The 13827-nt window shown below is 67.2% G+C and carries 11 protein-coding genes; 6 read left to right on the forward strand and 5 right to left on the reverse strand.

Annotation, left to right across the window (positions count from 1 at the left end):
* The first annotated feature begins 56 nt into the window (after nt 1-56).
* Nucleotides 57-1574, forward strand: coding sequence for a YifB family Mg chelatase-like AAA ATPase (locus FQK05_RS15980; RefSeq protein WP_158968632.1), 1518 nt, complete (start codon nt 57-59; stop codon nt 1572-1574).
* On the opposite strand, the gene FQK05_RS15985 is transcribed toward FQK05_RS15980, so the two are convergent.
* The 4 genes from FQK05_RS15985 to rsmI all read right to left on the reverse strand — a co-directional run bounded on the left by FQK05_RS15985 (nt 1540) and on the right by rsmI (nt 4731).
* Complete coding sequence (locus FQK05_RS15985) at nt 1540-2445, reverse strand: alpha/beta hydrolase fold domain-containing protein (RefSeq protein ID WP_158968634.1); 906 nt, start codon at nt 2443-2445, stop codon at nt 1540-1542. The two genes, FQK05_RS15980 and FQK05_RS15985, sit on opposite strands and share 35 nt — an antisense overlap.
* Nucleotides 2442-3377: a glutathione synthase gene (gshB, locus tag FQK05_RS15990; protein WP_158968636.1), complete on the reverse strand. Its 936-nt coding sequence runs from the start codon at nt 3375-3377 to the stop codon at nt 2442-2444. The genes FQK05_RS15985 and gshB overlap by 4 nt, the downstream gene beginning before the upstream one ends.
* A gap of 80 nt (nt 3378-3457) precedes the next feature.
* A complete protein-coding gene (locus tag FQK05_RS15995) occupies nt 3458-3862 on the reverse strand; it encodes a YraN family protein (protein WP_158968638.1) in 405 nt (134 codons plus the stop codon).
* A complete protein-coding gene (gene rsmI / locus FQK05_RS16000) occupies nt 3862-4731 on the reverse strand; it encodes a 16S rRNA (cytidine(1402)-2'-O)-methyltransferase (protein WP_158968640.1) in 870 nt (289 codons plus the stop codon). The genes FQK05_RS15995 and rsmI overlap by 1 nt, the downstream gene beginning before the upstream one ends.
* 75 nt (nt 4732-4806) lie before the next feature.
* Between rsmI and FQK05_RS16005 the strand changes: the two genes are divergently transcribed.
* From FQK05_RS16005 to murJ, 3 genes are all read left to right on the forward strand, one after another.
* Nucleotides 4807-5997: a penicillin-binding protein activator gene (locus FQK05_RS16005; RefSeq protein ID WP_158968642.1), complete on the forward strand. Its 1191-nt coding sequence runs from the start codon at nt 4807-4809 to the stop codon at nt 5995-5997.
* Nucleotides 5998-6085: 88 nt separating this feature from the next.
* On the forward strand, nt 6086-8896 hold the full coding sequence (locus tag FQK05_RS16010) for a [protein-PII] uridylyltransferase (RefSeq protein WP_158969237.1): 2811 nt from the start codon (nt 6086-6088) through the stop codon (nt 8894-8896).
* A 40-nt stretch (nt 8897-8936) separates the two neighbouring features.
* Nucleotides 8937-10532: a murein biosynthesis integral membrane protein MurJ gene (murJ, locus tag FQK05_RS16015; RefSeq protein WP_158968644.1), complete on the forward strand. Its 1596-nt coding sequence runs from the start codon at nt 8937-8939 to the stop codon at nt 10530-10532.
* Between the two features lie 157 nt (nt 10533-10689).
* On the opposite strand, the gene FQK05_RS16020 is transcribed toward murJ, so the two are convergent.
* Entirely contained in the window at nt 10690-11385 is a 696-nt protein-coding gene (locus FQK05_RS16020) for a rhomboid family intramembrane serine protease (protein ID WP_158968646.1), read from the reverse strand.
* Between the two features lie 148 nt (nt 11386-11533).
* On the opposite strand from FQK05_RS16020, the gene trpS reads away from it, so the two are divergent.
* Nucleotides 11534-12613 (forward strand): tryptophan--tRNA ligase, encoded by a 1080-nt coding sequence (gene trpS, locus FQK05_RS16025; protein WP_158968648.1) that lies wholly within the window; start codon nt 11534-11536, stop codon nt 12611-12613.
* Nucleotides 12614-12861: 248 nt separating this feature from the next.
* The gene (locus FQK05_RS16030; protein ID WP_158968650.1) at nt 12862-13725 is read left to right on the forward strand and encodes a branched-chain amino acid aminotransferase; all 864 of its coding nucleotides are present in this window, start codon (nt 12862-12864) and stop codon (nt 13723-13725) included.
* The last annotated feature ends 102 nt before the right edge of the window (nt 13726-13827 follow it).

Here is a 13827-nt window from a genome sequence, read left to right on the forward strand (position 1 = left end):
CAATCGGTAACCGTGATCCGTCTAGCCATGAGGGGTCATGCGGGGAGAAGGCGGCCATGGTCGCACGGGCCTACACGGTCGCATTCGAAGGGATCGAGGCACAGCCGGTCGAGGTGCAGTGCGCCCTGTCGCCGGGCATACCCGGCTTTTCGGTCGTGGGCCTCCCGGACAAGGCGGTGTCCGAGGCGCGCGAACGGGTCCGCAGCGCGCTGGGGTCCATGTCGATCGCCCTGCCCTCGCGCCGGATCACGGTGAACCTGTCCCCTGCGGACCTGCCCAAGGAGGGCAGCCATTTCGATCTGCCCATCGCGCTGGCCCTGCTGGCCGCGCTGGGGATCGTGCCCCCGGATGCGGCCGAAAGCACGATGGCCCTGGGCGAGTTGTCGCTGGACGGGCGCCTGCGCCCCGTGCCGGGCGCCCTGCCCGCCGCGCTAGCGGCGGCGACCGACGGACGGACCCTGCTGTGCCCGAAGGAATCCGGCGCCGAAGCCGCCTGGGTCGACGCGGCCGAGGTCATCGCCGCCCCTGACCTTGGCGCGGTGGTGCGCCACTTCACCGGCCAGTCGCTGCTGTCGCCCGCCAGGGCGGGCGAGGTCACGAACGCGGTCCCGGGCCTGGGCGACCTGCGCGACGTGAAGGGACAGGAACGCGCCAAGCGTGCGCTGGAAATCGCGGCAGCCGGGCGGCATCACCTGCTGATGGTGGGCACGCCCGGGTCGGGCAAGTCGATGCTGGCAAAGCGGATGCCGGGCCTTCTGCCCCCGCTCGATGTCGCGGAGGCGCTGGAGACGTCGATGATCCGTTCGCTTCGGGGTCTCCTGGGCGATGGCGGGATCGACCGCGGGCGGCCCTATTGCCAGCCGCATCACACGGCCTCGAAGCCCGCGATGATCGGTGGCGGGCGCGCCGCGGGACCGGGCGAGATCAGCCTGGCCCATAACGGCGTGCTGTTCCTGGACGAACTGCCCGAATTTTCGCGCGACGTGCTGGACTCCCTGCGCCAGCCGGTCGAGGACGGAGAGGTCACTGTCGCCCGCGCCAATGCCCACGTGACCTATCCCTGCCGCTTCCTGCTGGTGGCCGCGGCCAATCCCTGCCGCTGCGGCTACCTGCCCGATGCCGCGCGCGCCTGCGCCCGCGCGCCAGTCTGTGGCGAAGATTATCTGGGCAAGATCTCGGGGCCGCTGATGGACCGATTCGACCTGCGGATCGAGGTGCCGCCGGTAGCCCTGGGCGACCTGAACCTGCCGGCCTCGGGCGACTGTTCGGCCGCCGTGGCCGAACGGGTGACCCGCGCCCGCGCGGTGCAGGCCGACCGCTATGCCGGCATGGATGGCCCCCGCCTGAATGCCGATGCGGAAGGCGAACTGTTGGACCTTGTCGCCACGCCCGATGCCGAAGGACAGGCCCTGCTGGCGCGGATGGCCGAACATGCAGGCCTGTCGGCCCGCGGCTATCACCGGGTGCTGCGGGTTGCCCGCACCATCGCCGACCTCGACGAAAGCGGGCCCGTGCGCCGGCCCCACGTGGCCGAGGCGCTCAGCTACCGGCTGACGGTGCCAGGATCCCGCTGAGCCAGCCGGTCAGGTCCTCCAGTGTCCGTTCGGCCTCGGGCAGGCGCCCCTGGAACAACGGCCAGGCATGGGGCAGATCCGGCATCCGGTGCAGGTGGATATAGCGCCCCTGCTCGGCCAGGCGTTCGGCCAGCCGCAGGGTGTCGTCCCGAAGGATTTCCGTTTCGGCCACCGACAGCCAGACCGGCGGCGCCTGCCTGTGGTCGGCAAAGAGCGGCGAGGCGCGCGGGTCCCGCGGGTCGGCCCCCTGGAGGTAGAAACCGCCCAGCTCGGCCGCGCGCTGAGCTGGCAGAAGAGAATCCTTCGTGGCGTTGTCTTGAATGCTGGCGCCGGAAAAGGTCAGGTCGGTGAAGGGAGAAAAGGCGAAAAAGCCGTCCGGCACCGGCAGGCCCTGCCGCGCAATCTCTCCCAGAAGGGCCAGGGCCAGACCGCCGCCCGCGCTGTCGCCGCCCAGGATCAGGCGACCGTGGGGACGTTGTCGGCGAAGCGCACGCCAGGCGGCCACCGCATCGTCGACCGCGGCCGGAAAGGCATGTTCCGGGGCCAGCCGGTATTCCGGCAGGCAAAGACAGGTCCCACTGTCCCGTGCAATTCGGGCGCCCAGCGCAGAATGGGTGCGGGGGCTGCCCATGATGTAGGCCCCGCCGTGGAAGTACAGGATCGTGTCTGCCGCCCGGGAATCCCCGCACCACAGCGCGGACAGATCGCCCAGCGGCGCCTCGGTCACCGAAACGCCGCGGGGCTGGCGAAAGATCCAGGGCGCACGGCGTTCGAAACTGGCGCGCACCTCAAGCGGGTCATCGGCCCGGGCCAGGGCACGCTTTTCGGTGTGGCGCAGCGCGAAGGACAGAAACCGGGCCTGCCAGCTCACGCCAGGCGGGCCTCGATCGCCTCCCACACCTTTTCGGCGATGTTCACACCGTCGAAGCGCTCCAGTTCCTGGATGCCGGTGGGCGAGGTCACGTTGATCTCGGTCAGGTAGTCGCCGATCACATCGATGCCGACCAGGACCTGGCCCTTTTCCTTCAGAAGCGGGCCGATGGTGGCGCAGATCTCTAGGTCGCGGTCGGTCAGGCCAACCTTTTCGGGGCGGCCGCCGACATGCATGTTGGACCGGGTCTCGCCTTCCGCAGGCACGCGATTGATCGCGCCCACGCATGCGCCGTCGACCAACAGAATGCGCTTGTCGCCCTTGGAGACGGCGGGCAGAAACTTCTGCACGATCAGCGGTTCGCGCGAGAAGCCGGTGAAGAGTTCATGGAGCGAGGCGAGGTTCCGGTCGCCCGTGTCCAGCCGGAAGACCCCCGCCCCGCCATTGCCATAGAGCGGCTTCAGGATGATGTCGCCATGACGCGCGCGGAAATCGCGGATCGTGTCAAGATCCCGGGCGATGGCGGTGGGCGGCGTCAGCTGCGGGAAGTCGAGGACCAGCAGCTTTTCGGGATAGTTCCGGACCCAGAACGGATCGTTCACCACCAGCGTCTGGCCCTTCAGACGGTCCAGAAGGTGTGTCGTTGTGATATAGTGCATGTCGAAGGGCGGGTCCTGCCGCAACCAGACGACATCGAAATCGGCCAGGTCGACCTCGCGCTCGGGCGTCAGGACGGCCGGGTTGGTGGCCACCCGCTGCACGGTCATGTCATGGCCGCGCGCGGTGATGCGCCCTTCCTGGTAGGCCAGCTTGTCCGGGCTGTAATAGAACAGCTCGTGCCCCCGGGCCTGCGCTTCCTCGGCAAGGCGGAAGGTGGTGTCGGCATTGATGTTGACGGCCCCGATCGGGTCCATCTGAAAGGCGATCTTCACGGCAAGGTCCCCCGGCTGGCGAAGCAACGGTTCCTACATGACCTTCCGCCGCCCGGGGTGCAAGCGGGGTTCAATCCGTTTCAGAAGTCACCGAAGGCATTTTCGATGATCCGAAACTGTCCCTGCCCGTCGACCAGCGCCACGTCGAAGCGCATTTCTGTCAATTGTCCCATGGGTTCGCCGGCCAGGAATTCCTGGGCCGTCCTGCAGATCCGTTCCATCTGGCGCGGGCCCAGCCGTTCGGCGGCACGGTCGAAGGTGCGGCTTTTCTTCACCTCGATGAAGATCAGGCCCGCGCCGTCCCGTGCGATCAGGTCGATTTCACCCGCCGTTCCCCGCCAGCGCTGCCGCGCCACCGGCAGGCCGCGGCGTTCGTAATCCTGCGCGATGCGCTGTTCGGCAGCCAGCCCGGCCCGGTATTCCCGCGCGCCGCGGCGCGACCGGGCAGTTGCATATCCATGTTCCTGGCCAACTTCGTTTCGCATCAGTCTTTTCCTGCGTTCGCGTTCAGCTTCAGCGCCATCTGATAGACCTTGCGCCGGGGCATCCGGTGCGCGGCCGCCACGGCATCCGCCGCATCGCGCACCGACATGGTCTTCAGGGCATCTGACAGCACCTGTTCTAGGTCAACGGCGTTAACACCGTCTGAACGCGTGCGGTCGATGACCACGACGATCTCGCCCTTGGGCGGATCGGCGGCCACGCCCGCCGCCAGCTCCTGCAAGGTGCCGCGGCGGACCTGTTCGAACTTCTTGGTCAGTTCCCGGCACAAGGCCGCCTGGCGGTCCGGGCCCAATGTATCGGCCATGGCGGTCAGCGCCGCCTCGATCCGGTGCGGCGCCTCGTAGAAGACCAGCGTCGCCGGCACGCCAGCCAGGGTTTCCAACCGGCTTTGCCGGGCGCCGGCGGAAGATGGCAGGAAGCCTGCAAACAGGAAGGCGTCGGTCGGCAGACCCGCCAGCGACAGGGCCGTCAGCGCAGCAGACGCGCCGGGCACCGCCGTCACGGTCAGGCCCGCGGCCGCCATGTCGGTCACCAGATCATAGCCGGGATCGGCAATCAGGGGCATCCCCGCCTCTGATGCATAGGCGACCGAGGCGCCGGCGGCGATCTCGGCCAGCAGGCGGGCGCGCGTCTCAGCCCCGGAATGGTCGTGATAGGCCACGATCCGCCGACCGTTCAGCGGAACGCCGTGGATGTCCATCAGCCGCCGCAGCGTCCGCGTATCCTCGGCCGCAAGCACGGCCGCCGAGGCCAGAACGTCCAGCGCCCGCAGCGTGATGTCACGCGCGGTTCCGATAGGTGTGGCAACGAGGTAGAGCCCCGCCGGCAAGTTTACGATCTGGTGATTCAAGACTGGACCCGGCACCCATGCCCTCTATGATCCCGCCCGCGAGCCCTAACCCGCAGGACGAGGAGTATCTGCCCCATGTTTGCCGTTTTCAACCGCACCCGCAAGGCAGCCCTCGCCGTCGTGGCCGCCATCGGGACGTTCGGGCTGGCGTCCTGCGACATGCCGATGGTCGGCAACATGGCCGGCGGCCCCTCGATCGACCCGAACGCGCCGGTGCCCGTGGCCCTTCTGGTGCCCAAGGGATCCAGCGAACGCGGCATTTCCGTGATCGGGCAAAGCCTGGAGAATTCGGCGCGCATGGCGCTGGGGGACCTGCAGGGCGCCCAGATCGACCTGCGCGTCTATGACACGGCCGGCGATCCGGCCCGGGCCGCGCAGCTGGCCACCCAGGCCGTGAACGACGGCGCCAAGATCATCCTGGGTCCGCTGTTCCAGGAATCCACCGCCGCCGTGGCCGCCGCCACCGCCGGGTCGGGCGTGAACATCCTGTCCTTCTCGAACAACACTTCGGTCGCGCACTCGGAAGGCAACGTCTTCATCCTGGGCCCGACCTTCGAGAACACCGCCAACCGGATGGTTCGCTACGCCGCGCGCAACGGCAAGGGCAACATGCTGGTGGTCCACAGCCAGGACGTACCGGGCCAGCTGGGCTATGCCGCCGTCCAGAGCGCGATCAGCAGCACCGGCGGTGCCCGCCAGGTGGGCGAGGTCTCCTATTCCCCGTCGCAGGAATCCGTCGTCGCCAGCGTCGAAGGCATCAAGGCCGAGGTCGCCACGGGCGCGCCCAACGCGATCTTCTTCACCTCGAATACCCAAGGCGCCCTGCCGCTTTACGCGGAAATGCTGCCCGATGCCGGGATCCTCTCGCCCAATCCGCAATATATCGGCCTGACCCGCTGGGACGTGCCGCCGGCCACGCTGGGCTATCGCGGTGTCGAAGGGTCCTGGTTCGCCATTCCCGATCCGGCCAAGACGGCCGCCTTCCAGTCGCGTTACCAGGCGGCCTATGGCGCGGCGCCACACCCCGTGGGCGGGCTGGGCTATGACGGGATCGCGGCCATCGGCGCGCTGGTCGCCAGCGGCAACCGCAACGCGCTGTCCGGGGCCGCGCTGACCCAGTCTCGCGGCTTCCAGGGGACGGGCGGCATCTTCCGCCTGATGCCGGACGGCACCAACGAACGTGGACTTGCGGTTGCAACCGTGCGGAACAAATCTGTAGTTGTAATCGACCCCGCACCACAGAGTTTCTCGGCCTTTGGCTCCTAACAACACGCCCCGTACCCCGCTTCCTCAATCGGTCCGCCCCGCGGTGCCCGGTGACACGCTGCCGTCTGCCAGCCGTCTTCCGGGCCCGCTGGTCGCGTCCTCGACCGGGCCGTCGCCAGCCACGGTTGCGGGTCCGCCCGCGCTGATCCTTCCCACGGACGAGATCGTCGATGGCGAGGCCCTGCGGGCCGCGATCCGCGCCGCCGCAGCCGCAATCCAGACCCGTGGCGGGGACGATACAGAGATCCGCGCCGCGGTGCTGCCGCTTCTGCGCACGGCGATGAAGGACGGCCGCGCGGCCATCGCCGCGGCCTTCACCGCCCGCCCCCGCGCCGCAGGCGAGATGGGCCGGTCCTATACCTATCTGACCGACACGCTGGTCACCGCCGCGCTGGAAATCGCCCGGACCTGGATCGCGCCCCTGCCGCCCCGGGCCAAGAAGGACGCATTGGCCCTGATCGCCGTGGGCGGCTATGGCAGGGGCGAGATGGCGCCCTTTTCCGACGTCGACCTTCTGTTCCTGACCAAGGGCCGCATCACCCCCGCCGACGAGGCGGTGATCGAGGCGATGCTGTACCTGCTGTGGGACCTGAAGATGAAGGTCGGCCATTCCAGCCGCACCATCCGCGACTGCATGAAGCTGGGCGCCGAGGATTTCACGATCCGCACCGCGATGCTGGAAATGCGCTTCCTGACCGGCAACCAGGCCTTGGCGGAAGAGTTGGAAGAGAAGCTGCGCACCAATCTCTTTGCCGGCACCGAGCGCGAGTTCACCGAGGCCAAGCTGGAGGAACGCGACGCCCGCCACCAACGGCAAGGCGAACGCTACATGGTCGAACCCAACGTGAAGGAGGGCAAGGGCGGTCTTCGCGACCTGCAGTCGCTCTACTGGATCGCGAAATACATCCACGGTGTCCGCGCGGCCGCCGAACTGGTCCCCCTGGGCGTCTTCCGGCGCGAGGAATACGAGACCTTCGTGAAGGCGGAGAAATTCCTGTGGGCCGTTCGGGGGCACATGCATCTGGCCGCCGGCCGCGCCGTCGAACAGTTGACCTTCGACATGCAGGTCGAAGTGGCGGCGCGCATGGGCTATACCGACCTGCGCGGCCGTCGCGCGGTCGAGATCTTCATGCAGGACTATTTCCGCCAGGCCACGGCGGTGGGCGACCTGACCCGGATCTTCCTGGCCAAGCTGGAAGGCGAGAACGTGAAGCAGCAGCCGCTGCTGGAACGGTTCTTTAACCGGCCGCCGCAGGTGAAGGACGGCTATGTCGTCATCCACAACCGCCTGGGCATCGCGGACCCGGACAAGTTCCTGAACGACAAGCTGAACATCCTGCGTCTGTTCGAGGAAGGCCTGCGCACCGGCATGCTGATCCATCCGGACGCGATGCGTCTGGTGACGGCGAACCTGCATCTGATCGACAACGCGATGCGCAACGATCCCGAGGCGCAGAAGATCTTCCTGGGCCTGCTGCTGAAGCATGGCAATCCCGAACGTGCGCTGCGGCGGATGAACGAACTGGGCGTGCTGTCCGCCTTCATCCCGGAATTCGAACCCATCGTCGCGATGATGCAGTTCAACATGTATCACAGCTATACGGTGGACGAGCACACGATCCAGTGCATCGCCCAGCTGGCGATGATGGAAAAGGGCGACCTGGTCGAAAGCCTGCCCGTCGCGACCGAGATCCTGAAGGACGGCGTGAACCGCAAGGTCCTGTACGTCGCCCTTCTGTGCCACGACATCGGCAAGGGCCGGGCCGAGGATCACTCGATCCTGGGCGCGCGGATCGCGCGGACCGTGGCGCCGCGGCTGGGCCTGGACCGCGAGGAAAGCGAAACCGTCGAGTGGCTGGTGCGCTATCACCTGCTGATGTCCGACACCGCGCAGAAGCGCGACATCGCCGACCCGCGGACGGTGCGCGACTTTGCCAAGATGGTGGGATCCGTGCGCCGGCTGGACCTGCTGACGGTGCTGACCGCCTGCGACATCCGTGGCGTGGGTCCGAACACCTGGAACAACTGGAAGGCCGCGCTTCTGCGCGCGCTCTACCGCCAGACGCGCCGCGCGCTGGAAGACGGGATGGAGGAATTCACCCGTGCCAACCGCGGCGTGGAAGCCAAGAAGGCCCTGCGCGCCGCCCTGCCCGACTGGCCCAAGGCCGACCTGCGGGAAGAGACGCGCCGCCACTACGCCCCCTACTGGCAGGGCCTGCATGTCACGGCCCATGTCGTCTTTGCCCGGATGCTGCGGCAACTGGCGGCCAAGAACGATCCGTCGGCAATCCAGATCCACCTTTATCCCGACGGCGACCGCGACGCGACGCGGGCCTGTTTCGCCATGGTCGACCACCCCGGGATCTTCGCGCGGCTTGCCGGCTCGCTGGCGCTGGTCGGTGCGAATGTCGTCGATGCCCGCAGCTACACGACCAAGGACGGCTATGTCACCGCCGCCTTCTGGATCCAGGACGCAACCGGCCGGCCCTATGATGCCGACCGCCTGCCGCGGCTGGAACAGATGATGCGCAAGACCCTGGGCGGCGAGGTTGTGGCGTCCCGCGCGCTGGAACCCCGCGACAAGCTGAAGAAGCGGGAGAAGGCCTTCAAGGTGCCGACCAATATCAGCTTCAACAACGACGCCTCGGACATCTATACCCTGATCGAGGTCAACAGCCGCGACCGGCCGGGGCTGCTTTATGATCTGGCGCGCACGCTGACAATGTCCAACGTCTATATCGCCAATGCGGTGATCGCGACCTATGGCGAACAGGTCGTCGACACGTTCTATGTGAAGGACATGTTCGGCCTGAAATACCATTCCCGCAGCAAGCAGCGCTTCCTTGAAGCCCGCCTGCGCGAGGCGATCGAGGAAGGCGCGAAACGGGCCTCCGAATAACCCAACCTTCGCCAGGCGTTCCGCCAGATAGGGCACAGACTTGAAACCGATACGCCTGATCAGGGGCTTTTTCACCGTGGGCGGCTGGACCATGGCCAGCCGGGTTCTGGGCTTTGCCCGCGACGTTATGATCGCATCGGTCCTGGGCGCGGGCCCGGTTGCCGAGGCGTTCTGGATCGCCTTCTCGCTGCCCAACATGTTCCGCCGCTTCTTCGCAGAAGGCGCCTTCAACACCGCGTTCGTGCCGATCTTTTCGGAAAAGGTCGAAAAGGGCACCGACCCGGTCCGCTTCGCCTCCGACGCGTTCTCGGCACTGGGGTCGATCCTGATCCTGTTCACGCTGGTGGCCTCGGTCTTCATGCCGGCGCTGGTCTTCGCCATGGCCTCGGGCTTTCTGGGCGACGACCGCTTCGACCTGACGGTGCTTTATGGCCGGATTTCCTTCGGCTACATCCTCTTCATCTCGCTGGCGGCGCTGTGTTCGGGGGTCCTGAACACGATCGGCCGCTTTGCCGCCGCAGCGGCCGCACCGGTGCTGCTGAACGTGATCCTTGTCGCGACGCTGTTCCTGGCGCAGCTCGGCGCCTTTCCGCAGGACCTGGCCTTTGGATCGCTGGCGGGCGAGGATCTGGCCCGCGCCAATACCGGCACGCTTCTGTCCTGGGGCGTTCTGGTGGGCGGTGTCGGACAGCTGGCGCTGGTCTGGTTCGCAGCGGCCAGGGCCGGCTTCCGGATCCGTGTGCATTTCCCGAAGATCACGCCCGACCTGATCCACCTGGCCAAGGTCGCGGCGCCCGCGATGCTGGCGGGCGGCGTGCTGCAGATCAACCTGCTGGTCGGCCGGCAGGTCGCGTCCTTCAGCGACGGGGCCATCGCCTGGATCGGCTATGCCGACCGGCTTTACCAGCTTCCCCTGGGCGTCGTGGGGATCGCGGTGGCCGTCGTGCTGCTGCCGGACCTGTCGCGCCGTCTGGCGGCGAAGGACGATGGCGGCGCCCGCTGGACCTTCAACCGCGCGAACGAGATCTCTCTGGCGCTGACCCTGCCCGCCGCGGCGGCGCTGGTGGCGATGCCGACGGCGCTGGTCTCGGTCCTCTATCAGCGCGGATCCTTCACGGCGGAAGATACGCAGGCCACGGCACTGGCGGTGGCGCTGTACGGTCTGGGCCTTCCGGCCTTCGTGCTGCAAAAGGTCTTTCAGCCCCTGTTCTTCGCCCGTCAGGACACCAAGACGCCGTTCCGCTATGCGGTCGTCGCCATGGTCGTGAACGCGGTGATCGCCATCGCCGGCAGCCTGCTGATCGGCTGGGTCGCGGCGGTCATCGCCTCGACCATCTCGGCCTGGGTCATGGTCTGGCTTCTGATGCGCGGCAGCCGCCCGATGGGCGAGGTCGCGCAGATCGACGACCGTTTCCGCCGCCGGATCTGGCGCATCTGCCTGTCGTCGGCGATCATGGCCGTGGTGCTGGTGGCCGGCGCCTGGCTACTGGGCCCGGCGCTGGTCATGGGGGGCTGGCGCTATCTGGCGCTGGCAGGGCTGGTGGCGCTTGGCATCGTCACCTATTTCGTCGCCGCCCATGTGACCAATGCCCTGCGCCTGTCGGAAATCCGTTCGGCCATGCGCCGCGGTCACTGATCCCGTCCAGACGCTTGAACCGCCAGCCACAGCCCGCACGCACCGGATCGCGCCCGGTGCGGGTCAGCAGAGACCGCAGGCTTGAGCCGCCATTCCTGTCGAGGGCGCGATTGCTTCGCCCGCGACGCGCCCGACGCCTAGGCCTGGGGTCAGGACCCTAGTCCCGCCGGATCCGCGCGACGAAGGCGCGCCAGCCGCCCGGCGCCAGTATCACGGACATGGCAAAACCGGTGGCAAAGGCCGCCAGGTCGGCAATCCAGCCGTTCCCGATCTCGAAGAACAGGCCGAACAGCAGCTGCACGCCCATCAGCATCGCGATCAGCGTGAAGGCCCGCGTCTGGTTCGCACCAACCGAGGCCAGCGACCGCCACAGCAGGTAGGTAAACCCGCCGATCAGGCCGTAGACCGGCGGAAAGGCCCCCAGCAGCGGGTAGGAATCCCCCGACAGCAGCCCATAGGCCAGCGCGCCCACCGCGCCGGAAACGACGAAGATCGCCAGCATCTTCACGCTGCCGAAGGCCTCGGCCACCATCTTGCCCATGGCCAGGAACATCACGCCGGCCAACAGCGCCTGGCTGAAGGCCGCGGACACGAAGGGATAGGTGACAAAGCGGATCAGGTGCTCGACCGGCCAGCGGCCCGTGTCGATCATCCACCACAGGATGTCGCCGGAAAAGCCGAAGCGCTGCACCGACATCAGCCGCCAGCCGATGGCAGCGGGTCCGCCGATCAGGCCCTGGCTGCCCAGGAAGAACGCGCCCTCGATCCCGATCAGCACGATGAACAGCGCCGCCACCGCGGGCGGCAGCGGCATCACGGCCGGGCCCGGATCGTGGTCGTGGTCGTTATGCATCCTTGCACTCCCAATGCCTGCGCACAAAGGGCCGCCCCGCCTGCATCGCTTGACGCCCACCGCCGGCATGGGTAAGCGAAGCGCGCCCGATTGGCCAGAGCGCCAGACCGGTTCCGCCACCTTGACCCGCAAAGCATCCGGACCCGACATGACCGACACCGCTGCCAATCCCGACGCCAATTCCGCAATCAAGCCCGCAACCAGGCCCAATGCCAACTTCACGCCGCGCGTGTTTTCCGGCATCCAGCCTTCGGGCGGTCTGACCCTTGGCAACTACCTGGGCGCGCTGAAGCGCTTTGCCGAAATGCAGGGCGAGGCCTACCAGACCGTCTATTGCATGGTCGACCTGCACGCGATCACGGTCTGGCAGAACCCGGCCGACCTGCGGAAGAATACCCGCGAACTTTGCGCGGGCTTCATTGCCTCGGGGATCGACCCGGAACAGTCGATCCTGATCAACCAGAGCCAGGTCCCCGAACACGCCCAGCTGGCCTGGATCTTCAACTGCGTCGCCCGCATGGGCTGGATGCAGCGGATGACCCAGTTCAAGGACAAGGCCGGCAAGAATACCCAGAATGTCTCGCTGGGCCTGTTTGCCTACCCGGCGCTGATGGCGGCCGACATCCTGATCTATCACGCCACCCATGTGCCGGTGGGCGAGGATCAGAAACAGCATCTGGAACTGACCCGCGACGTGGCGATCAAGTTCAACCATGACTATGGCGTCGATTTCTTCCCCATCACCGAGCCGGTGATCGAAGGTGCGGCCACCCGTGTCATGTCGCTGCGGGACGGGTCCAAGAAGATGTCGAAATCCGACCCCTCGGACATGAGCCGCATCAACCTGACCGACGATGCCGATGCCATTGCGCAGAAGATCCGCAAGGCCAAGACCGACCCAGACCCCCTGCCCGAGACGCTGGATGGCCTGGCCGACCGGCCCGAAGCGCGGAACCTGGTCAACATTTACGCAGCCCTGGCCGACATGACGGCCGAAGCGGTGGTGGCGGAATATGCCGGCCAGCAGTTCGGCGCCTTCAAGCCGGCGCTGGCGGACCTGGCGGTCGCAAGGCTGTCGCCCATTTCGACCGAGATGGCGCGTCTGATGAACGACCAGGCCGAAATCGACCGCATCCTGTCCCGTGGCGCAGAACGCGCGCGCGAGATCACGGCGCCGATCCTGAAAAAGACCTACGACATCGTCGGCATGGTGCCCCCGGTCGTCTGACCGGCCGGCACACCGCCGGCTGGCGTCCGCCCTGCGCATGGGGCGGACAGTGTCTCCCGCCGCGGGAGCACCGTGGGTGGGCGGCACGATCCTACGTGATCCGACAGGGGGGTGGGCTGTCCCGTGCAAAGAACGGGCGCGGCACATCCCGTCGCGGAACTGTCACGCCGCGGCGCGGAACCAAGCTGGACCGTCCGGGCCCCGGCCGATAGGCTGGCCCCGCGCGAACACAATCGACAGGGCGAAACATGGCAGTTGGCACAAATATCCGGACCTATTTCGAAGGCACCTGGCATGACGGCAATCCGGCGATCATGCGGGCAGCCGATCATGGCACGTGGCTCGGCTCCACGGTTTTTGACGGGGCACGACTGTTCGATGGCATGACCCCGGACCTGGACCTGCACTGCGCCCGTCTGAACCGGTCTGCCGAGGCATTGATGCTGACCCCAACGGAAGACGCGGCCCGCATGGTCGAGATCGTGAAGGAAGGCCTGGAGAGCTATCCCGCCGGTGCCGCGGTCTATATCCGGCCGATCTACTGGGGCATCGACGGGGATGACACCGCCCTGGTGCCCGACGCGTCGGAAACCGGCTTCGCCATCGTCCTGGAAGAGATCCCGATGGCCCCCGCCGCGGCCAGCTCGACCCTGACGCGGACCTCGTTCCGCCGCCCGGTGCTGGCCGACAACGTGGTCAATGCCAAGGCCGGCTGCCTCTACCCCAACAATGCCCGGATGCTGGCGGAAGCCCGCCGCAAGGGGTTCGGCAATGCGCTGGTCACCGATGCCACCGGCAACGTGGCGGAAACCGCCTCTGCCAATGTCTTCATGGTCAAGGACGGCGAGGTCTTCACCCCCATCGCCAACGGCACCTTCCTGGCCGGCATCACCCGCACGCGCCACATGACCAACATGCGCGCCGAAGGCATGAAGGTGCACGAGACCGTCCTGAAATACGAGGATTTCGAGGCCGCGGACGAAATCTTCCTGTCTGGCAACATGTCCAAGGTGACCCCGGTCACGGCCTTCGACGACATTTCCTATCAGGCAGGCCCCGTCACCGCCCGCGTACGCGAGATGTACTGGGACTGGGCCGCGTCGCAGCGCTGACCGACGCGAAGGCCCGGTGGCGCCTCCGGCAACGGGGACGCAGCAGGGCCGATTGTCTTTGCCCGCCACTCTTGTCATGATCGGGTTCCCGGCAGTCCGTCC

Origin of the sequence: Chachezhania sediminis, from assembly GCF_009765275.1 — a bacterium.
In the GTDB taxonomy this organism is placed as follows: Bacteria; Pseudomonadota; Alphaproteobacteria; order Rhodobacterales; family Rhodobacteraceae; genus Chachezhania; species Chachezhania sediminis.